The 20,249-nt window shown below is 60.2% G+C and carries 20 protein-coding genes; 12 read left to right on the forward strand and 8 right to left on the reverse strand.

The features are described 5' to 3' along the window. Window positions 1-47: 47 nt before the first annotated feature. From HKD24_RS09490 to bioB, 4 genes are all read right to left on the reverse strand, one after another. Entirely contained in the window at window positions 48-338 is a 291-nt protein-coding gene (locus HKD24_RS09490; protein ID WP_194260082.1) for a hypothetical protein, read from the reverse strand. A 147-nt stretch (window positions 339-485) separates the two neighbouring features. Next, complete coding sequence (locus tag HKD24_RS09495; RefSeq protein ID WP_194260083.1) at window positions 486-2,045, reverse strand: carbohydrate porin; 1,560 nt, start codon at window positions 2,043-2,045, stop codon at window positions 486-488. 296 nt (window positions 2,046-2,341) lie between these two features. Continuing rightward, window positions 2,342-3,643, reverse strand: a complete 1,302-nt coding sequence (locus tag HKD24_RS09500) for an Hsp70 family protein (protein ID WP_194260084.1) — start codon at window positions 3,641-3,643, stop codon at window positions 2,342-2,344. Between the two features lie 123 nt (window positions 3,644-3,766). Beyond that, complete coding sequence (gene bioB, locus HKD24_RS09505; protein WP_194260085.1) at window positions 3,767-4,807, reverse strand: biotin synthase BioB; 1,041 nt, start codon at window positions 4,805-4,807, stop codon at window positions 3,767-3,769. Between the two features lie 103 nt (window positions 4,808-4,910). Here bioB and HKD24_RS09510 point away from each other — a divergent pair, with 103 nt between their 5' ends. The 4 genes from HKD24_RS09510 to HKD24_RS09525 all read left to right on the forward strand — a co-directional run bounded on the left by HKD24_RS09510 (window position 4,911) and on the right by HKD24_RS09525 (window position 9,436). After that, window positions 4,911-5,732, forward strand: coding sequence for an acyl-ACP desaturase (locus HKD24_RS09510; RefSeq protein ID WP_194260086.1), 822 nt, complete (start codon window positions 4,911-4,913; stop codon window positions 5,730-5,732). 100 nt (window positions 5,733-5,832) lie between these two features. Continuing rightward, entirely contained in the window at window positions 5,833-6,468 is a 636-nt protein-coding gene (locus HKD24_RS09515) for a Dabb family protein (protein WP_194260087.1), read from the forward strand. An 83-nt stretch (window positions 6,469-6,551) separates the two neighbouring features. Next, window positions 6,552-8,636 carry a M13 family metallopeptidase gene (locus tag HKD24_RS09520; RefSeq protein ID WP_407646364.1) on the forward strand — a complete coding sequence of 695 codons (2,085 nt, stop codon included), beginning with the start codon at window positions 6,552-6,554 and terminating at the stop codon, window positions 8,634-8,636. Between the two features lie 74 nt (window positions 8,637-8,710). Then, window positions 8,711-9,436, forward strand: a complete 726-nt coding sequence (locus tag HKD24_RS09525) for a glycine betaine ABC transporter substrate-binding protein (RefSeq protein WP_194260089.1) — start codon at window positions 8,711-8,713, stop codon at window positions 9,434-9,436. A gap of 46 nt (window positions 9,437-9,482) precedes the next feature. Here HKD24_RS09525 and HKD24_RS09530 read toward each other — a convergent pair whose 3' ends face one another. Then, entirely contained in the window at window positions 9,483-10,262 is a 780-nt protein-coding gene (locus HKD24_RS09530) for an acetoin reductase (protein ID WP_194260090.1), read from the reverse strand. Between the two features lie 258 nt (window positions 10,263-10,520). Between HKD24_RS09530 and HKD24_RS09535 the strand changes: the two genes are divergently transcribed. From HKD24_RS09535 to mltG, 7 genes are all read left to right on the forward strand, one after another. Continuing rightward, entirely contained in the window at window positions 10,521-11,399 is an 879-nt protein-coding gene (locus HKD24_RS09535; RefSeq protein WP_194260091.1) for a class I SAM-dependent methyltransferase, read from the forward strand. Between the two features lie 42 nt (window positions 11,400-11,441). Further along, complete coding sequence (locus HKD24_RS09540) at window positions 11,442-12,188, forward strand: hypothetical protein (RefSeq protein ID WP_322783303.1); 747 nt, start codon at window positions 11,442-11,444, stop codon at window positions 12,186-12,188. Between the two features lie 72 nt (window positions 12,189-12,260). Next, window positions 12,261-13,205: an ACP S-malonyltransferase gene (gene fabD, locus HKD24_RS09545; protein ID WP_194260092.1), complete on the forward strand. Its 945-nt coding sequence runs from the start codon at window positions 12,261-12,263 to the stop codon at window positions 13,203-13,205. A 12-nt stretch (window positions 13,206-13,217) separates the two neighbouring features. Further along, the gene (fabG, locus tag HKD24_RS09550; protein WP_194260093.1) at window positions 13,218-13,958 is read left to right on the forward strand and encodes a 3-oxoacyl-[acyl-carrier-protein] reductase; all 741 of its coding nucleotides are present in this window, start codon (window positions 13,218-13,220) and stop codon (window positions 13,956-13,958) included. Window positions 13,959-14,178: 220 nt separating this feature from the next. After that, the gene (locus HKD24_RS09555) at window positions 14,179-14,418 is read left to right on the forward strand and encodes an acyl carrier protein (RefSeq protein WP_011253554.1); all 240 of its coding nucleotides are present in this window, start codon (window positions 14,179-14,181) and stop codon (window positions 14,416-14,418) included. A gap of 122 nt (window positions 14,419-14,540) precedes the next feature. Then, complete coding sequence (gene fabF / locus HKD24_RS09560; RefSeq protein WP_194260094.1) at window positions 14,541-15,827, forward strand: beta-ketoacyl-ACP synthase II; 1,287 nt, start codon at window positions 14,541-14,543, stop codon at window positions 15,825-15,827. Window positions 15,828-15,844: 17 nt separating this feature from the next. Then, entirely contained in the window at window positions 15,845-16,894 is a 1,050-nt protein-coding gene (mltG, locus tag HKD24_RS09565; RefSeq protein ID WP_194260095.1) for an endolytic transglycosylase MltG, read from the forward strand. Window positions 16,895-16,930: 36 nt separating this feature from the next. Here the strand turns inward: mltG and HKD24_RS09570 are convergent, their stop codons facing one another. From HKD24_RS09570 to HKD24_RS09580, 3 genes are all read right to left on the reverse strand, one after another. Continuing rightward, window positions 16,931-17,809 (reverse strand): lipid-binding SYLF domain-containing protein, encoded by an 879-nt coding sequence (locus tag HKD24_RS09570; protein ID WP_194260096.1) that lies wholly within the window; start codon window positions 17,807-17,809, stop codon window positions 16,931-16,933. A gap of 87 nt (window positions 17,810-17,896) precedes the next feature. Next, on the reverse strand, window positions 17,897-18,685 hold the full coding sequence (locus HKD24_RS09575) for an inositol monophosphatase family protein (RefSeq protein ID WP_194260097.1): 789 nt from the start codon (window positions 18,683-18,685) through the stop codon (window positions 17,897-17,899). A 10-nt stretch (window positions 18,686-18,695) separates the two neighbouring features. Beyond that, window positions 18,696-19,259: an MmcB family DNA repair protein gene (locus HKD24_RS09580; protein ID WP_083541360.1), complete on the reverse strand. Its 564-nt coding sequence runs from the start codon at window positions 19,257-19,259 to the stop codon at window positions 18,696-18,698. Between HKD24_RS09580 and HKD24_RS09585 the strand changes: the two genes are divergently transcribed. Next, complete coding sequence (locus tag HKD24_RS09585) at window positions 19,258-20,244, forward strand: glucosamine inositolphosphorylceramide transferase family protein (protein WP_228124301.1); 987 nt, start codon at window positions 19,258-19,260, stop codon at window positions 20,242-20,244. The two genes, HKD24_RS09580 and HKD24_RS09585, sit on opposite strands and share 2 nt — an antisense overlap. Window positions 20,245-20,249 lie beyond the last annotated feature (5 nt).

Raw genomic sequence — 20,249 nt, forward strand, 5'->3', positions numbered from 1 at the left:
TCAAACCCGGATTGCACGGGTTCTGACGCCTTCTCCTCAAGTAAAACTCAGAACTGGCCGCGGGTATTTCCTGTCCGCTTGGCTTCGTCTTCGCACATATAGGTTCCATGTGAAGTGGCGCCGTACCAGAAGCTGCCCTGTACATGGTAAACATGGGTTGCCGTGTTGACCCAGACCTGATTGCAGGCCTCGCTGTTCCGGGTGTCTGCGGCCTGCGTAACCTGGGGCTTTCCTTCTGAGGGTGCGCTGACAACGGCGTTTTCGACTTTCGGATCCTGAGCGACGGCCGTTCCGCCGAGAAGTCCGAGGATGAAGAAAGAAGCGAGCACCGTTTTCATGTGAGAATTCCTTATCAGGTATCAGTAGCTGCCTTCAGATTATGTAAAGGGGAAAGCATATCCAAATCACGAACCGGTAATTCTACTGTCAAAGAATAACATTCATGTTAATTCACAAGTAACGGATCTGTTATCAGTGATCTTGTCTTACAGGTTTCCAAGAACCTTCAGGCCGACCAGTGTTGCATTCGGAATGACGGAGGTCTGGCCGGGGCGCATCATGTATTCGAACTCCGGCTGCAGCACGAGACCGGGACGGATGGGGACACCGTAATAGGCTTCCAGAATGGCCGAATGGGTCTGCGGGCCGTTGACGAAGGCCCCCATGGACATGCCCGCAAGCTGTCTCAGACGCTGACCGACCGTGATGGCCGGGCTCATCTGATAATAGGAATACATCACACCGAAACGGTCGAACGGCCGGCGGGGAATGATGCCCAGCAGCGATGCTCCGACATAGACCTGATCCGAGAATGTCGAGACGCTGGGCGTATTGTGCACATAGCCGGCGAGGATGTAGCCGCCCGCCATCTGGTGCTGTCCGCCCTTCCGATATACCATCTGGTCCACTTCGATATAGAACGTGTCGCGCGGTTTGTTGGCGTCGTGGATCACGTCCTTCGCAAACATCGCCGGAATGGTGCCGAGGCGATCCGCATAAGGCGACGTGTCATGCGCAAAGCCGAGCTTGTAATGGCCCGGAAGGTTGTCTGGACCGATAAAGGGCTCCCAGGTCAGTTCGATTGGAAGCATGACACCGGTTGAGTGTTCACTGCCCCAGGCCCAGCCGCTGGGATTTTCCGTCAGCGCGCCGACCCGATAGACGCCTGTTCGCAGGGTCAGGTCACGTGTGGGTTTGATACGCAGCGTGCCGCCCCAGTTGGCTTTCGGATAAACGCTCCAGCCTTCGTCGGCCTTGATGGCAGGAGGCGCGGAGCATTGCACCATGAAGGTGCAGAGCAGCACGGAGGTCGCATAGGTATGCGTCAGCGTGATGCGGCCGATATTGATGTTGATGCGGTTGTTAAAAAACGATTTCTCAAGATAGATGTCCGCCAGATGGGCCGCCGCATGTCCGGAAAGACTGTAGACTTCACTCAGCAGGATGTGGTGCTCGCCAACATGGTCGTAGGAGACTTCGCGACCGGCACGTTCCATCATCACCGCGTGCAGGATCCAGCCATCCAGCCCCAGCAGCCGACCCAGATCCCAGCGTGTGTTGAACGTCAGTTCATGGGCGTAGGACATGCCCTTGCTGATGCCGCCGCCAACATTGGCCATGGCTTCTCCCTTGTAGGAGAACTCGAAGCTGAAACCGCGCTCTGCCAGCCAGTTCCGATAAGGCGAGAGCTGGGGTGCGATATGACCGAAGGCTTCTGCCGGTACGTAATAACCGGCTGTCAGGTCACTGCGGCGCAGGGCGTCGTCATTGCGGTTGAGGAGGGAGGAGATGCTTTCCGTATCAAAGATTGCCCCGAGATGGTCCGCAGATGGTGCGGGGGGATGGGCGGCACGTGCATGCTGCGTCCGTGCGGCCGGGTGAGACATGCCGGGTGTCGTGGACGGAAGCTGCCGGACAGCCGTACCCGGAGCGGGCTGCTGGGTTGTCTGGGTCGTGTCCTGAGCATGAACTGTCAGGGGAGTAATGGCGATGGCCGAAAGAATATTGATCTGCAGGAAGACTTTTAAAAAACATTTACGAGACATTTCTGGTATTCTTTCCTGCGTTCATAATAATTATGGCGAATTACTCTAAATATAGTAGACGAAAACGAAGCGGCCAAAAGGCGTAGCCGCGCGTTTCTGGTCTTTCAAAGAAAGATAAAGTCCGGAATGAAGAAAATTCCCAATCACATAATCCGGAATTTTCTTCACTAAATAAAAAAGTATAATTTCGAATGCTGGATTTGCGCCGTTATTCCGGAGTTCCGGGGCAGGACATCATGGATTTGTCTCTCGACCTGCACGGTATGATGACCTGCAGGGAAAGGCCCACAAGGCTTTCAGGCCAGATGACGTTCGCGCTCGATCAGGGCCAGTCCTTCGGCAACGGACACAAACTCTGATCCGCCATCGACACGCTCGGCACCAAAACGGCGGTCGAACAGGTTGCGGACGGCGGGAACGAAAGATGTGCCCCCGGTCAGGAAGACCCGGTCGATATCGTCTGGCCCAAGCCCGGTCTGACGCATGGCGTCTTCGATGGCGTCATCCAGACGTTCCAGATCAGGCGCAATCCAGCTTTCGAAATCTGCGCGGGTGATGGTTTCTTCGATCTTCAGATCGCGGTGAATGAAGCGCAGGATGGTGCTGTCCTGACGCGACAGGTCACTTTTGGCCTGACCGACCGCGCGATAGAGGTTCTGGCCTTCCTGATCCTCGATCAGTCGCAGCAGGCTGCGCAGCTTTTCCGGCTCGGAGGATGTTTTGGCCACGTCGGCAATGTCGCGCAGGGTCTGCGGCGTGCGCATCAGCGACAGGCGATGCCAGCGGCCGAGGCTTGCGAACCATTCGGCAGGGACGGGCAGGGGCTGACCACCCATGACGCGATAGGTCGCATCGCGTCCCAGTGCCGGAGCAACGGCATGGCTGATGATGCGGTAGTCGAACTGGTCGCCGGCGATGCCGACACCCGAATGGCCCAGCGTTGTGACACGCTGGCTTCCATGCGGATCAAAACGCATGATCGAGAAATCGCTGGTACCGCCGCCGAAATCGCCGACGAGAACGGTGGCAGGCTTATCGAGGCGCTGCATGAAGCGCCAGCCTGCGCCCTCGGGTTCGAGGACGATATTGGGCTCGAGAAAGCCTGCCTCCAGAAAGCTCTCGCGCAGACGGGCCACACCGAGCGAATCATCGGCCAGTTCGCCTGCAAAGCGCACGGGACGGCCGATTGTGGCACTCACATCGCCCGGATTCAGCCCGGCCTTGTCCATGAGCGACGTCAGAAAGCGCGCAATCAGGGCTTCAAGCGTCATGACGCTGCTGAAAACCCGCGTTTCACGAAAAGATCCCTGCGCGAGGTAGGTTTTCATGGACATGATGAGGCGGCTTTCGGCCGGATCGTCCAGATAGGCCTCGATGGCGTCCAGCCCGATCGCATCCTTCATGACGCGGCGTCGTCCGTCCTGATCCATCCAAAGGCAGAGCAGCGTGCGGCAGGTTTCGCTGGTGGCGTGGTCCGTAAAGACGAAGCGGGCAGGGTGCGTGTTGCCGTTTTCATCGGCGATGACGACCACGCTGTTGGTGGTGCCGAAATCAATTCCGACGCGGATTTTGGTCTGGTTGTGTCCGGGCGCCGTCATTGGTTCTGCTTTCTTCCGGTTTGGGCAAAGGGCGTGGGTTTAGGGAAGAAGCGGGCAAAGGCCAAGGATAAAAAAGGGGAAGCGCCCTTTCGAACGCTTCCCCTTTCAGACGTGGGCCAAGGATCAGGAGACGGCCATCTCGCAGACAGCGTCTTCCGTCACGGCCGGGCGCATCGTGCCCATCTCGGCTTCGGACTGCACCATGGGCGACATGCCAAGCGCGGACAGGAGCTGCCGGTCACGGTGTTCGGCCGGGTTCGGCGTGGTCAGGAGCTTTTCGCCGCAGAAGATCGAGTTCGCACCGGCCAGGAAGCACAGCGCATGGGCTTCGTCGGTCATGTTCTCGCGGCCTGCGGCGAGGCGGACATGGCTTTCCGGCATCATGATGCGGGCCGTGGCGATGATGCGAACGAAGGTGATCGGATCGACGGCTTCGGCCTCACCCAGTGGGGTGCCTTCGACGCGGACGAGCAGGTTGATCGGCACGCTCTCGGGATGCTTGGGCAGGTTGGCGAGCGTCATGAGCAGGCCGGCACGGTCGGACAGATCCTCGCCCATGCCCACGATTCCGCCGCAGCAGACATTGATGCCCGCGTCGCGCACGTTCGAGAGCGTGTCGAGACGTTCCTGATAGGTGCGGGTGGAAATGATGGAGCCGTAGAACTCTTCGGACGTGTCGAGGTTGTGGTTGTAGTAGTCCAGCCCCGCAGTCTTGAGACGCTCGGTCTGCTGCGCGTCGAGCATCCCGAGGGTCACGCAGGTTTCCAGTCCGAGGGACTTCACGCCCTCAATCATCTCGCAGACAGTGTCGAGGTCATGATCCTTTGGCGTGCGCCAGGCGGCCCCCATGCAGAATCGGCCCGCACCAGCCTTCTTGGCAGCCCGTGCTTCCTTCATGACGGACTCCACGGCCATCAGGCGCTGGGCCTTGACGCTTTTTTCGTGCAGCGCGCTCTGCGGACAATAGGCGCAGTCTTCCGGGCAGCCGCCCGTCTTGATCGAAAGAAGCGTGGAAATCTGCACTTTCGTGGGGTCAAAGTACCGCCGGTGTAGGGTTTGCGCGCGGTACATCAGCTCCGGAAAAGGCAGGCTGATAAGGGCTTCGACTTCGTCGCGGGTCCAGTCGTGGCGGACGTCTGGCTTGGTCGTGGTGGTGGCCGTCACGGATCAATCTCCAAGGGTTGCTGCATCACACCTACCCAAAATTGTCCCATCGTGTCATCTCATCGTCACTCTTGATGAGCCGGAAAACGGACGAGGTCGCAGAATGAAACACTGGCATATCGATCAGATGGACTGGAACTCCTTTGATCCTTCCCGCGTCGATCCCGAGATCATCCCCCTCGTGAAGGCCGCTTCCGTGGTGGAAAAGAACGGTCTCGACTACGCCCAGTATCTCCGTCGCGTCTTCGTGGGCGATCCGGATTTCAGCAAGGCGGCCGAGAACTGGGCCGTCGAGGAAGTGCAGCACGGGGATGCGCTTGGTCGCTGGGCCATGCTGGCCGATCCGTCCTGGAATTATGAAAAGGCGTTCGACCGTTATCGCGCGTCTTACAAGATCGATGCCGATGTGGATGCCTCGATCCGGGGCTCCCGCACAGGCGAGCTGATTGCGCGCTGTATGGTCGAGACTGGCACGTCGTCGTTTTATACGGCTCTGGCGGATGCGACGGACGAGCCGCTGCTCAAGGCCATCTGCAAGCAGATCGCGGCCGACGAATACCGGCATTTCAAGCTGTTCTACGATCACATGCGCCGTTACCTGAAGCGTGAGAAGCTCGGTGTCTGGGCCCGGACGCGGATTGCGCTGGGCCGCGTGACCGAGAGCGAGGACGACGAACTGGCCTCGGCCTATCACACGACCAACGAGCCGCCGGGCATGGCTTACGATCACCAGCGCTGCATTGCTGCCTACATGTCCAAGGCCATGGGGTTCTACAAGCCCAAGCATATCGACCGGGTGACGGCGATGATCTTCAAGACCATCGGTTTCACGCCGCATTCGCGCTGGCAGAAGCTGGCCGCGAATGTTGTCTATCGTCTGATGCAGTGGCGCCGGAAGGTCTTCCAGAAGGCCGTGGAGGCCTGAGTCCGCAAACGAAACATTGGGATACTGAAAAAAGGAGACGGAACAGGGCGGTTGTGCCATGAAAGGCAACAGTTTTCCTACCCTGCGTCCGGAGATCGAGATGACCGTTTCCGCCCTTTTCTCCCGTCGTGCCGTCTATGGGGCTACCCTGGCGGTCTGTGCCGTCGGGCTGTATCAGTTTCCGGCCGCAAAAGCGGATCCCTATTCGCTTCCAATCGCCTCATCCGGGCCGGTCAAGACCGATACGGTCAGCCCGGCCACCCTGTCCGCCCAGCAGCTTGCCAAGCAGGTCGGCTACGCACAGTTCACGGCGCCTGACTGGGATGTCGGGCCGGTCCGGCACATGGTGATGTTCCGCTACACCAAGGACTCAACGACCGCCCAGCGTGCCGAAGTCTCCGGCCGTTTCCTGCATCTGGTGCAGGACAGCCGCCGTATGGATGGAAAGCAGGTCGTCGCCAGCATTGAAACCGGGTTCCAGAGCAGCGGGGAAGGGGCCGATGCCGGTCTGCAGCAGGCGTTCCTCGTGACGTTCCGTTCGGAAGGCGACCGCAACTACTATGTCGGCAAGCCGGTCGTTACGGATTCTGCATTCTTTGATCCGGCCCATGAAGCTTTCAAGGAATTTGCGGCTCCGTATCTCGAGAAGGTTGTCGTGTTTGACTACACAGTTGCGGCTGAGGTCACGCCTGACGGAGCGGGCACAAAGGCCAGAAAAGCAAGGCACGACCGCTGATTGCACTGTTTGCATTCCGTCCTTTTGACGAAATGATATTTTATACCTCATTCTAGGGGCACCATTCTGGAATGAGGTTTAATGTGAAACGATTTCTTACGTCACGACATGCTCTGAAACACGGAGCCAGCCTGTTTGCCCTGGCAGCAGGGCTGATGGTCTCCGGTGCGCAGGCTGCAGGATACAATGCGGGCTGGGGCTTTGACGAAGCCGGCATGAACCGTGCCGTCCAGCCGGGCGACAATTTCTTCGAGTATGCCAACGGCACCTATCTCAAGAATCTCAAGATCCCCGGCGACATGAGCAGCTACGGCCCGTTCCGTATCCTCTACGAGCTGTCCCTGTCGCGTCAGAAGACCATTCTTGACGAAGCCGCAAAAAAGTCCGTTGACCAGCCGACGGACGACATGGGCAAGATCGGCACCTATTACGCCAGCTTCCTGGACCAGAAGGCCGTGGATCGTCTGGGCGCCAAGCCGCTCGCTGCCGATCTGGAAAAGATTCGCAACGTCAATGACGGCAAGGGTCTGGCCGCGGCATTCGGTTCCTCGCTCAAATCCATGGCTTTCACGACATTCCAGATCGGCGTGGAGCAGGACCAGAAGGACCCCGAGCACTACATGCTGATGCTCGATCAGGGCATGAGCATCGGTGTTGGCGGCGGTCTCGGTTTGCCGGACACGAGCTATTACACAAACCCCAAGCTGGCAGACAAGAAGAAGGCCTATCAGGCCTATATCGCCAAGATGCTGACGCTTGAGGGCTGGCCGGACGCCGAGAAGAACGCACAGGCCGTCGTCGATCTCGAAACGGCGCTGGCAAAGGTCGAAGTCCCCCGTGACCAGACCCGTGATCCGCTCAAGACCTACAACCCAATGCCCGTTTCCGAGCTTCAGAAGCTTGCGCCGGACTTTGACTGGTCTGCATTCCTGATCAGTGCCGGCCTGCCGGCCGAAGGGCTGGAAAACCGCAAAATCGACGTGCGTGAGCCGGCCGGGATCAAGGCGATGGCGACGGTCCTGAAGAATGCGGATATCGGAACGTTGCGGGCCTGGCTCGCCTTCCATCTCGGCGACAATGCGGCGGCCTATCTGTCCAGCACGTTCTATGATGCGTCTTTCGACTTCAACAGCCATACGCTGTCGGGTGTGGCGCAGCAGTCCCCGCGCTGGAAGCGCGCCGTGCGCGTGACGAATGGCGCTCTGGGCTGGGCTCTGGGCCGCGAATATGTCGCACGTTATTTCCCGCCTTCTGCACAGGCGCAGATCACGTCGCTGGTGCAGGAAGTGAAGGCGTCGTTCCACGAGCGCCTCGAGCACAACACCTGGATGGACGAGCCGACCCGCAAGGCGGCTTTGAACAAGCTGGACCATTTCGCCCTTCAGGTCGGCTATCCGAAGAAGTGGTGGGATTACAGCAAGCTCGATATCCGCAAGGGCGACGTCTACGGCAATGCCGTGCGTGGCGTGGCGTTCAACTGGCAGCACGATCTGGACAAGCTCGACAAGCCTGTTGATCGTGACGAGTGGGGCATGACGCCACAGACGGTGAACGCCTATAACGATCCGACGATGAACGAGATCGTGTTCCCGGCTGCAATTCTACAGCCGCCGTTCTTCGACCCCAAGGGCGATGTCGCCGTCAATTACGGTGCCATTGGTGGCGTGATTGGTCACGAAATGAGCCATGGCTTCGACGATCAGGGCCGTCATTACGACGAGCATGGCCGTCTGAATGACTGGTGGACCAAGGCTTCGACGGATGCCTTCCAGAAGCTGGCCGACCGTCTTGGCGCGCAGTATGACGCACAGGAAGTCCTGCCGGGCGCGCATGTGAACGGCAAGATGACCATGGGCGAGAACATAGCGGATTCCGGCGGGCTGAACCTCGGTCTGCAGGCCTATCATGACTCGCTGCACGGCAAGCCCGCGCCGGTCGTGCATGGTCTGACCGGTGACCAGCGCGTGTTCCTCGGCTGGGCCCAGGTCTGGCGTGAAAAGGATCGTCCGGATGCGCTGCGTCAGCAGATGCTGTCGAACGAGCACGCCCCGGCCATCACCCGCGTCAACATTCCGGCTCACAACATCGATGCCTGGTATGATGCGTTTGGTGTGAAGCCTGGCCAGAAGCTCTATCTGGCACCGGATCAGCGCGTAAAGATCTGGTAAGGTCGTGACAAATCGGAACGTGGGGCCTAATCACGGTCTCACGTTTCACTTTTCTACCTGACGGACCCATTCTCATGACGCAAATGACGATCGGCCATCTGTACACCTCGTTGCATGCGGGCTGTGCCAGCGCAGTCGCGCGCGTCCTTGAGGCTTACGAGGTCGAGGTCGAATATGTCGATCTGGACCCCGATGATATCGAGGACGCTCTCGAACAGGCGGAAGTCGATCTTCTCGTCTCCGCATGGTTTCCGCGGGACGAGAGGTTTGCCGGTCCCGGTCGTCGCGTGCTGGGCGATCTCTATCAGCCTGTCGTCAGCTTTGCGGCTCTGTCGCCGCTGGGTGCTGTCGGGACGCTGACATCAGCGGATGTGGACCGGATCATTGTCAGCGATGACAGCCGTCACGCTCTGGAAGAAGCCCTCAAGCAGCTTCCGGCCCTTTCGGTTCTGCCGATCGAAAGCATCGGGGAAGGGGCGCTGATCGAGCGTCTGGAAAAGGCGCGTGACACTGGCGAGAAGCCGCTGGTCGTGGCGACGCAGCCGCATGCAGTCTTCCATACGGATCTGCTGACCGTGATCGAGGATCCGGCGCGTCTGCTGGGTGGCGAGATGTCGGCCCGGATGGTGATGCGCGAGGATGTGGCGCGTCAGGCGGACAGCGATCTGCTCGACGAGCTTTCGGAAATGATGCTGGGCAATAAGGTCATGAGTGCCCTGGATTATGTCATTTCCATCGAAGGTCAGGACCCCGAAGGGGCTGCCGAGGCCTGGCAGCGCGGACGCCTGATCGGCCGCTGAAAAAACAAAAAGGGAGCGCGGGAAACCGGCCCCCTTTTTTCTGGTCTCAGCGGAAAACGAGACCACCGTCGATCAGGACGGACTGACCCGTCATGTAATCGGCATCGCTGCTGGCAAGATAGGCGACGAAACCGGCGACATCATCCGCCGTCTCCACGCGACCGAGCGCGATTCCCTCAACATATTTCTTGTAGGTTGCGCCGACTTCCGTGCCGGTGATCTCGGCCATGCGCTTGTCGATCGTGACCCACATATCCGTGCCCACGATGCCCGGGCAATAGGAATTGACCGTAATGCCCGAGGATGCCAGTTCCTTGGCCGCGGACTGTGTCAGGGCGCGAACGGCAAACTTGGTTGCGGAATAGGCGCCCAGAAGGGGATAGCCTTCGTGTCCGGCGATCGAGCAGGCATTGATGATCTTGCCCTTGGTGCCCTTCTCCTTGAAAATCCCGGCAGCCGCCTGCATGCCCCACAGCACACCCTGCACGTTGATGCTGAAGATCTTTTCGATTTCTGCAGGCTCGATGTCCAGAACCGGTTTGACCTGACAGATCCCGGCATTATTGACCATGATGTCCAGGCCACCGAGCTGCTTTGCAGCATCGGTCAGCGTGCTGCGGAACTGGTCGCGGTTGCTGATATCGGCCGTCAGGGCCACAGCGCGCCGTCCGAGGGCTTCAACTTCCTTTGCGGTTTCGGCGAGCGTGTCCTGCTTGACGTCCAGCAGGATGAGATCCGCGCCGTCCTTGGCCAGACGAAGCGCAATGGCCTTGCCGATACCTTGGGCTGCACCCGTAACTGCGGCGATTTTTCCAGAAAGGGACATTGAAAAAAGATCCTTCGATTGTCCGTCATCGGCATGTGACTGCCATGACGGCGGGAACCATCGTCCCATTACTTTCCGCTTGCCACAAAAAATCACCCGTTTTCCAAAAGTGACACGGGATTGTGTGAAAGGGGACAAGGCATGTCCGGAGAGGCGCCCAAAAGTTCGCGGTTTTCGGAAATGGACCGCTCGTCATGTGTTCCCGTGCCTGCAAGGATGCGTTAAATAAACGTTACGACAAGGCTTTGGCAGGACCTGATGAACCAACCGGACAGCATTAGCGCCGTTTTTGACGCATTCGGTGGCATCAGTGATGAAGAGTGGCTTCAGGTTCTGGTGTCGTCCGTGCACATTCCTGAAATTCAGGGCGTGACGATGCCGGCTTTTCCGCCGGATGACCTTCAGAGGGAAATTCACGGGCATCATGGGGAAATCTCCATCCATGAAGCGCATGTTTTCTTCCGGGAAATCAAGGCCTACTGCGCCTATGCCGGGCGGCCGGTGCGGGCCGAGACGATGCTGCTGGATTTTGGCTGTGGATGGGGACGTATCGCACGGCTGTTCATGAAAGATATCCGGCCATCCAATCTGTATGGGACGGAAATTACGGACCGGTTCCTCATGGCGGCGCGACGGGCCAATCCAGCCCTCAATTTCCTGAGCAGTGATCTGGTGCCGCCGCTTTTCCTGACATCGGAAAGCTTCGATCTGATCACGTCCTGGTCAGTGTTTTCCCATCTGGATGAATTTCTGGCCGGGCATTGGGTGCGGGAGTTCCATCGTCTGCTCAAGCCGGGCGGGATGCTGGTCATGACGACGCAGAGCCGCAGGTTCATTGCCTTCTGTGCCGAGCAGAGGCTCAAGCGCGCCTCCGGCATCCGGCTTGAACATCCCTGGCACGAAGTCTGCGCGGACAGTTTTATTGATGAAGCCCGGGCCAATGCCGAGTTTGAAGCCGGACGCTTCCTTCATGCGGCCTCCTCGAAACCGCCGCAGCCTCAGTCGCATTATGGTGAGGCCATCATTCCGCGGAATTATATCATCAAGGCCTGGGGTGGTCTGTTCCGCCTGATCGAATATCTGGACAACCCCGTGCGGTTGCCTCAGGTGCTGATCGTGATGCAGAAGATCGGATAGTCACCATTTGTCATGAAGTGACGGGGGTATGAGGAGAATGGTGTGAGGAAAGCCAGTATCAGAGCGCTTCTGGTTGCCGGTTTCGTGCTCATGCCTTTCTGCGGTGCTATGGCTCAGACTGCGGAAACGGTAACCGTGACCGGCCAGCGTGCCATGCGTGTTGGAAGCTACAAGGGCATCCACTGGGTCTATGACCGGTTCGACCGCCTGCCGGAACGCGCGCGGAAGAATCTGTCGCTGCATTTTCTGGGCGATATCCTGCCCGATCATGCCGTGCCATCCGAAGCGCATGTCGTGCTCCATGCCAAAAGCGGTGATATTCCGCTTTTTGTAGGCAATGACCGGGACATGCATTTCCCCCGTTCCGACGCGCTACTGGCTGAAAATCCGCCTGTCCTGCTAACCCTGTCGCCCGGCCGGAAGGTCCAGCTTGAACTGGCGATCGAAGTGGCGCCTTTACCAACGCCCTCTTTTACAAAAGAGCAGGCGCAGGTCTGGCTTGGCGAGATCAACGCCTCCATCCGGGACTTCTTTGGTGTGATCCTCGCCTTTCTGGCCCCGGATGCCCATCGGTTGAAGGTCGATGTCGCTCCCGGCGCGCGGTTCGAGGCTGTAGAAAACGGAACAGCGCGGCTTCTGGTCGATAATCAGGGGGCCACGCCCTACACCTACATCCTTCGCCCACAGGATTATCAGGGTGGGACAGTGTTCCGGTCCGACAGGCCGTTTTCCATGATCCGCGTGAAGGTGCCGACGAACGAGTTCTTCACGCTCAAACGGAAAAAATGACGCGGGATTTGACAGATGGCCCGTAAGGACGCATCACCCGAAACCTTAATTTCACTGCCAGCAGGGGGATCCATGTCGGTTCACGCGTTTGTCTTTCCGGGACAGGGGAGCCAGTCCGTCGGGATGGGGCAGGCCCTGAATGAGGCTTTTGCATCCTCCCGCGCCGTTTTTCAGGAAGTGGACGAGGCGCTCGGCGATCATCTGTCGCGCCTCATGTTCTCCGGCGATGCGGATGAACTGACGCGGACCGAAAACGCCCAGCCGGCGCTGTTCGCAGTTTCGCTCGCTGCTGTGCGCGCGCTGGAAAGCGAAGGTGGCTTCAAGCTCGCGGACAAGGCGGCTCTGGTGGCCGGTCATTCGCTGGGTGAGTATTCCGCCCTGGCTGCTGCTGGAACGCTTGGTATCGCAGAAGGTGCACGTCTGCTGCGTCTGCGCGGACAGGCCATGCAGCGCGCGGTTCCGGCCGGTGAGGGCGGTATGGCGGCTCTTCTGGGCGTTGATGCTGCACAGGCCCGTTCGATCTGCGATGAGGCCTCACAGGGTGAGACGCTTGAGATCGCCAACGACAATGGTGGTGGCCAGATCGTGGTCTCCGGTGTGATGAGCGCCATTGACCGTGCCATCGTCGTCGCCAAGGAGCATGGCATCAAGCGCGCCGTGAAGCTTCCGGTCTCCGCACCGTTTCATTCGTCGCTGATGGCTCCGGCGGCGCGGGAGATGGAAGAGGCGCTGGCGACCGCGACACTCAATCCTCCGTCGGTTTCTGTTATCGCCAACGTCACGGCCGCCAAGGTCACTGACCCTGCCGTGATCCGCGAGCTGCTGGTCAAGCAGGTGACGGGCACGGTACGCTGGCGCGAGAGCGTGCAGACGATGGTGGCCATGGGTGTGACGAACATGCACGAGCTTGGCGCAGGCAAGGTCCTGTGCGGTCTGGCGCGTCGTATCGCTCCGGAACTGGCGACCAGCAATGCCGGGACGCCCGCTGAAATCGAAGCCCTGCTCAAGACCCTGTAAGGACAACCGATCATGTTCTCTCTTTCCGGCAAGACTGCTCTCGTCACGGGTGCATCCGGCGGCATTGGCGCTGCGATTGCCCGTCAGCTTCATGCACAGGGTGCGACGGTCGTGCTCAGCGGCACGCGCGAAGCCGCTCTTCAGGAACTGGCTGACAGCTTGGGCGAGCGCGCCCATATCGCCGTCGCCAACCTGTCCGACCCGGCCAAGGCTGATGGCCTCGTCGCCAAGGCCGAAGCCGTTGCGGGCGCGCCGCTGGACATTCTGGTCAATAATGCCGGTCTGACGCGCGACACGCTCGCCATCCGTATGAAGGACAGCGACTGGTCGCAGGTCATGACCGTGGATCTGGAAAGCCCGTTCCGTCTGGCCCGCGCTGCGCTCAAGGGCATGTTGCGTCGCCGTGCGGGGCGGATTATCTCCATCGCATCCGTGGTGGGCACGACGGGCAATGCCGGTCAGGCCAACTATGCCGCCGCCAAGGCCGGCATCGTGGGCATGAGCAAGTCGCTGGCACAGGAAGCCGGTCCGCGAGGTGTGACGGTCAATGTCGTGGCGCCCGGTTTCATCGAAACGCCGATGACGGATGTGCTGCCGGAAACCGTGCGCGAGAAGCTGGTTGGCTCCATTCCGCTCGGCCGGATGGGGAATACTGGTGACGTGGCGTCCGCAGTGGTATATCTGGCTTCCGATGAGGCGGCATGGGTCACGGGAACGACCCTGCACGTCAATGGTGGCATGGCGATGGTGTGAATGCTTGGCCTTTTTGGTTAAAGCGTGCTAATCGCGCGCTGCTTTGCCCGGCCTGCTGAAGGCTGATGTCCGGTTCTTCCGGCGGCAACGTCTCTCCTGCAAAGGGGACGGCTCTGCTCTGGAGGGACCTGCGGGCCTCCGGACTGGCAGGCGGCAGTACGAGTTTTGATGTAACGCACCGGACGGGCAGAGATCCCGGATGGGCATAAGGAACGAACAGATGAGCGATATTGCTGACAAGGTAAAGAAGATCGTTGTCGAGCACCTCGGTGTGGACGAAAGCAAGGTAACGCCGGACGCGTCGTTCATCGACGATCTGGGCGCTGACAGTCTCGACACGGTTGAGCTGGTCATGGCTTTCGAAGAAGCCTTCTCCGTCGAGATCCCGGAAGATGCAGCCGAGAAGATCGCAACCGTCAAGGACGCCATCGACTACATCGAGAAGCAGAAGGCAGCCTGAGGCTGACCGGGGCCGGTTTTCCGGCCCCGGATTCCCGCCTCGTCCCGAGGCGGAAGACCAGTCCGGCCCTGTCATGAGGCCGGACTGCAAGACCCGGACATAACGTGAGACAAGAGGCATCGATGAGCGGGACTGCAACTAACGGGCGGCGTGTCGTCGTAACCGGTATCGGTGTTGTCAGCCCACTGGCTGTGGGCGCGGAACTGACATGGAAGCGGCTGATCGAAGGACAGTCCGGCATTGGCCGGATCACGCATTTCGATCCCTCCGAACTTCCTGCCCAGGTTGCCGGACAGGTTCCGGACGGCCCGACGGCGGAAGGTGGTCTCACGTTGTCCGACTGGGTGCCGGCCAAGGACCAGAAGAAGATGGATCGCTTCATCCATCTGGGCCTTGCCGCAGCCATCCAGGCTGTCGAGGATTCAGGCTGGATGCCTGAGGACGAGGATGGTCGCTGCGCCACGGGCGTAATGATCGGCTCGGGCATCGGCGGTCTGCAGACGATTTATGACGCCTCCCTGACGGTTTCGAGCGGCAAGGCCCGCCGTCTGTCGCCGTTCTTCATTCCCTCGGCCCTGATCAACCTGATTTCCGGTCACCTTTCGATCCGCTACGGGTTCAAGGGACCGAACCATGCTGTCGTGACAGCCTGTGCGACCGGCGTCCACGCCATCGGTGATGCCTCGCGCCTCATCCAGTATGGTGACGCGGACGTGATGGTGGCAGGCGGTGCGGAAGCTGCGATCTGCTCGCTCGGTATCGCCGGGTTCTGCTCGGCGCGTGCGCTGTCTACCGGCTCCAACGACGATCCGACCAAGGCCTCGCGCCCCTGGGACAAGGATCGCGACGGCTTCATCATGGGTGAGGGCGCCGGTGTGGTCGTGCTTGAGGAGCTTGAGCACGCGAAACGCCGTGGCGCGAAGATTTATGGTGAGATCGGCGGTTACGGCCTGTCCGGTGATGCGTATCACATCACGGCTCCTGCCGAAGGCCATAATGGCGCATTCCGTGCCATGAAGGCCGCGCTGCGTAACAGCGGTGGCCTGACCACCGCTGATATCGACTACGTCAATGCTCACGGTACCTCCACCATGGCGGATGACCTCGAGCTTGATGCAGTCGAGCGCTTCTTTGGTGATGACGCCAAGCGTCTGGCCATGTCTTCCACGAAGTCGGCCATCGGTCATCTTCTGGGTGCGGCCGGTGCGGTTGAGGCGATCTTCTGCCTTCAGGCGATCCGTGACGGCATCGTGCCGCCCACGCTGAACCTGGACAATCCGGCGCGTGAAAGCGTGATCGACCGCGTGGCGCATGTCGCCCAGCAGCGCAAGATCGACGTCGCCCTGTCCAACAGTTTCGGCTTTGGCGGGACGAATGCGAGCATCATCCTCAAGCGCTTCAAGGACTGAGGAAGGGCTCGTTTTTCATGTCTGAAGGCCCGTCTGACAGCGAAGAACCGCGGAAGCTCGTTCTTCCTCCACAGGCTGGCCGGAAGCTGGCGCTCTTCGGAGCGCCCCTGCTTCTCGTTGCGGGACTGGTGGCAGGATATGGCCATTATACCGATCCCGGACCGCTTCAGGACGAGAAGACTTTTGTTATTCCGCACGGCAACAACGCCCGTGTGACGAAGGCACTCCAGGACGACGGGATCCTTTCCCCGACTTGGGCATCCGGCACATTTTTCCGGATCGCCGCTTTCCTGACGCATCGTGACGGGCAGATCCATGCGGCGGAACTCCGCTTCCCAGCGCGAGTCTCTGTCGCCCATGTGCTCGAAATCCTGCGTCATGGAAAACCCGTGTCCCATCAGGTCACGGTGCCCGAAGGGCTGACGGCTCTTAGAATTACGGCCATTCTGAACAAGGCTCCGGCACTCACCGGCGAACTGCCGACGCTTGCCGAGGGCAGCGTTTTTCCGCAGACAGTCTCTTACGTCTGGGGCACACCGCGTCAGGCTTTATCCGAAAAACTCCAGAAAATGATGGTGACGAAGCTTGCGGCAGCCTGGAACGGCCGGGATGTCGAGGCGCTGGACGGGTTGGTCCAGTCTCCGCAGGAGCTTCTGGTGCTGGCTTCCCTGATCGAGCGGGAGACGGCTGTGCCGTCCGAGCGGCCGATGGTGGCCCGTGTGTTTCTCAACCGCCTGAAACTGGGAATGCGGCTTCAGACGGATCCGAGCGTGATCTACGGGCTTAGCAATGGGGAAGGAACGCTGGATGCGCCGCTGACCCATGAGGATCTGCAGACGCCCGGACCATACAACACCTATCTGCAGGCGGGACTACCGCCCGGCCCTATCTGCTCGCCGGGGCAAACGTCTCTGGACGCTGCGGCACATCCGGCCGAGGGAAAGATGCTGTATTTCGTAGCGACGGGAAATGGCGGTCACAGCTTTGCCGAGACCCTGGCCGATCAGGATAAAAACATCCGCGCCTATCATGCGCGCCTGTCAGCGACGCCCCAGAACCAGAACTGAAAACCCCGCCCTCTAACGAGGACGGGGCACCGTGTTTCAGTGCTTCAGGGGAGCGAGGCTCTGGCTCTGTACGCCGGCCGCCTGTGACGAATACGGGCGGGAAGAATCATATGTCGTCGGGTAAGGATTGTTGCCGACTGCGTCCTGTGTGGCCGTGGTTCGTACTGTGGTGGCCGCCTTTGTCACGCCGGAGGTCGCCGTTGCGGCCACCGGAACCTGCGCAACCGTCATCAGGACGCGACGCAGCGGATCTGCGGCCGGGTTGTTGACACGCATTGTCACGACAATGTCCTCGGGGCCGACCGTCTGGTTGTAATAGGCCCGGTTGGCACCACTATCGACCGTCAGCTTCGAGCCACCCAGCGCTGCACCGGCATACAGGCCTTCGTTCTTCTGGGCTGCGTAGATGTCGGTGTTGTGCGCGCCAGCCGTGCTGTCTTCCAGACCGGTTCCGATGCTGGCGAAGGAAGCGGACGCAGAGGCGTCGAACTTGAACTGGCTGTCCAGAATGGCCTGGATGCCGCGCTGGGACATGATGAACAGGATGGTTTCCGTGCTCTGGACGCCAAGCTGGAGCCCCATGGAAGCCGTGCTCAGACGGTAGAACGCCGGATCGGACCATGAGCCGCGCGCATCACGGCTGAGCAGGACGCAGCGGCCGCCGGAGCCGCCAATGCCAAACGACATGTTCAGCACGGACGGGCAGACCATGACGGCCTTGGCCTGCGCCAGAAGCTTCTGGGAGCGGGACTGCGCCGTGGTTCCGGTGAAGAGATCCTGAACGGCCAGCGTGGCGCGATCAATGATGATCTGCTGCTGGCTGGCTGTGGTCTGGGGCGCATCGGAACAGGCTGACAGGGCGGCGCAGCCCGAAGCGACGAGCATCGTCGTACGCAGGAGACCGGACAGGGTCATGGAGGATACCTTCTGCAGTCATCGTGGGAATGTTTCCCGCACTATGCGCCAAATGCGGCCAAATCACGAGTGCGGGAGAGGGGAATGTCAGATTTCCACGTCAACGGCAGCTGACAGCGCTTTCGCGATACCTGGAGCCGCCGCGAGAATGGTGGCACCACCCGTCAGGCCACCGGTTTTCAGGAAGGGTGAGACCGCTGCACCTGCTTCGGAAAGAATGATCAGAGCCGCCGCCACATCCCAGAGCTGGATGACGATTTCCAGATAGCCGTCGGAACGTCCGCAGGCCACGTCAGCCAGGGCCAGCGCGCCGGAACCGCCAGAGCGGGGCATCGCGCCAAGAGCCATGATGGCGGCGATCTTTTCGTTGAAGGTTTCGGTCGGAACACGCGCTGACCAGCCCATTTCGATCATGGCTTCCTGCGTGTTCGTGATGGGGGAGGCCTTGATCGGCTTACCGTTCAGGAACGCGCCCTTGCCCTTCTGCGCCGTGAAGACTTCGCCGAGGGCCGGAGCGTCGATGATGCCGGCAACAGGTTCGTCTCCGTCCAGCAGGCCGAGCGAGACGCACCAGCGGTCCCGTCCACGGGCATAGTTGGATGTCCCGTCGATCGGGTCCACCACCCAGCGGAAGCCACCCTGACGTGTCGCTCCATTTTCCTCACCCTGAAAACCGTCCTCGGGGAAAAGCTCCTGGATGCGGCGGCTGACGAAAGCTTCGACGGCACCATCCGTCTCGGTCAGGTAGTCCTGCCGTCCCTTGAGGGTGCCGGTCGGGCCACCGGGAGCGGGGCGCAGGGAGAGGGCCAGTTGGGCCGCATCGCGCACAACGGAACGGGCGGCTTCGAGGCGGACGGCAATCGGATCGAAAGTCATGGAAACAGTCCTAGTCTGTGCGCCGTGCAGCGCGGAGGGATGCCGTGATGGCGGGGTCTTCAAGGGTCATGAGACGACTGGCAGCCGTGGTTGCAAAAAGATGCAGGAGCGTGCGTCGTCTGGCAGGAGCGAGTTTGTGGAGCGCAGGCTCCCGGAGGATCGTGCATTCCGCCAGAATACTGTCGCGAAAGGCCGACGGGACGGCGCTGACGCTGACGACGATCAGCCCCACATCCGGCGGAATCAGATCCAGTGGGAACCCGTCATCCACCGCGAAAAACAGACGATCAGACCAGCCACGGTATTCCGGCCATTTCTGATCGGTCTGGAAGTCGCGCAGGCCGGATTTGATCTCGATGCAGGTCAGGGAGTGATCCGGCAGAAGGGCCATGATGTCCGCCCGCCGTCCTGCAGCGGGCAGGGCGAATTCATTGATAGCAGCCCAGTTCATGGTCCGGCACAGTCCGAGGACGGCGCGCCGGATGGCCAGCTGCGTTTCCGGAAGGCCGCAGGGGCTCTGCACGGAATTCTTATCGGGACTCTGGCAGGGAATGTCGGAAAGATCCGTACTCATGGTTTCATCCTGCCCCGATCTGCGCTCTATGTCTGCCCCGGGATCGACCCTGACCGGCCGTTTTGCGGTCACGCTTTTTGTGGGAGAGGGCTTCATGCCATTTTTGCGGACGGATCACTGGCGCTGCGCCATCGTTCACGCGCCTCTGACGGAGGTGATCGAAGCCGCCAGCCTGAACGGCTTTCCCATCACGACGCTGCCCGATATCGGGGATCATCGTTTTCTGGCTGATCCGTTCGGGTTCTGGCGGGACGGAAAGCTGCATGTTTTTGCCGAAGCGTTCGATTATCGCAGTCCGAAAGGAACGATCGAGGTTCTGATCTATGACGGGACAGGCCAGATGGTCCGCCGTGAGACCGTTCTGGAAGAACCTTGGCACCTGTCCTATCCGTTCGTGTTCGAGCATGAAGGCGAAGTTTACATGCTGCCGGAGGCGAACGGGTCAGGGCGGCTTTCGCTGTATCGTGCGAAGTCTTTCCCGCTGGACTGGGAACGGGTCGAGGCCTTCGACTTCCCTGAAGCCGCGATTGACGCCACGCCATTCCAGTATGCAGACCGATGGTGGATGTTCTGGACGCCTGCGGGTGACAAGGACGAACGGCAGAGCCTGCTGAACATTTCCGTGGCCGACACCCTGATGGGGCCGTGGAAAAATCTCGGGCTGTTCCTGAACGACCGCGCCGGAGCCCGTCCCGGTGGCACGCCGACCATCGTGGAGGGAAAGATTTTTCTGCCGACGCAGGACTGTCGTGGGACCTATGGCCACGGGATCCGGCTGCTGGAAATTGAAGGTCTGGAGCGGGGCTTGCCGAAGGTCACGCCGGGATTGTCGATTTCCATCCCGGTGTCTTTGCGAAAGCGGTATCCGGACGGCATGCACACCCTGTCTGCGGCAGGACAGGTAACGCTGATCGACGTCAAGAAAATCGGATTTGGCCCTAAACGAGACCTGCTTAATCTGAAGCATCGGATTTTCGGCGCCTGAAGGGT

The sequence above is a fragment of the Gluconobacter vitians genome, from assembly GCF_015244565.1.
Classification (GTDB): Bacteria; Pseudomonadota; Alphaproteobacteria; order Acetobacterales; family Acetobacteraceae; genus Gluconobacter; species Gluconobacter vitians.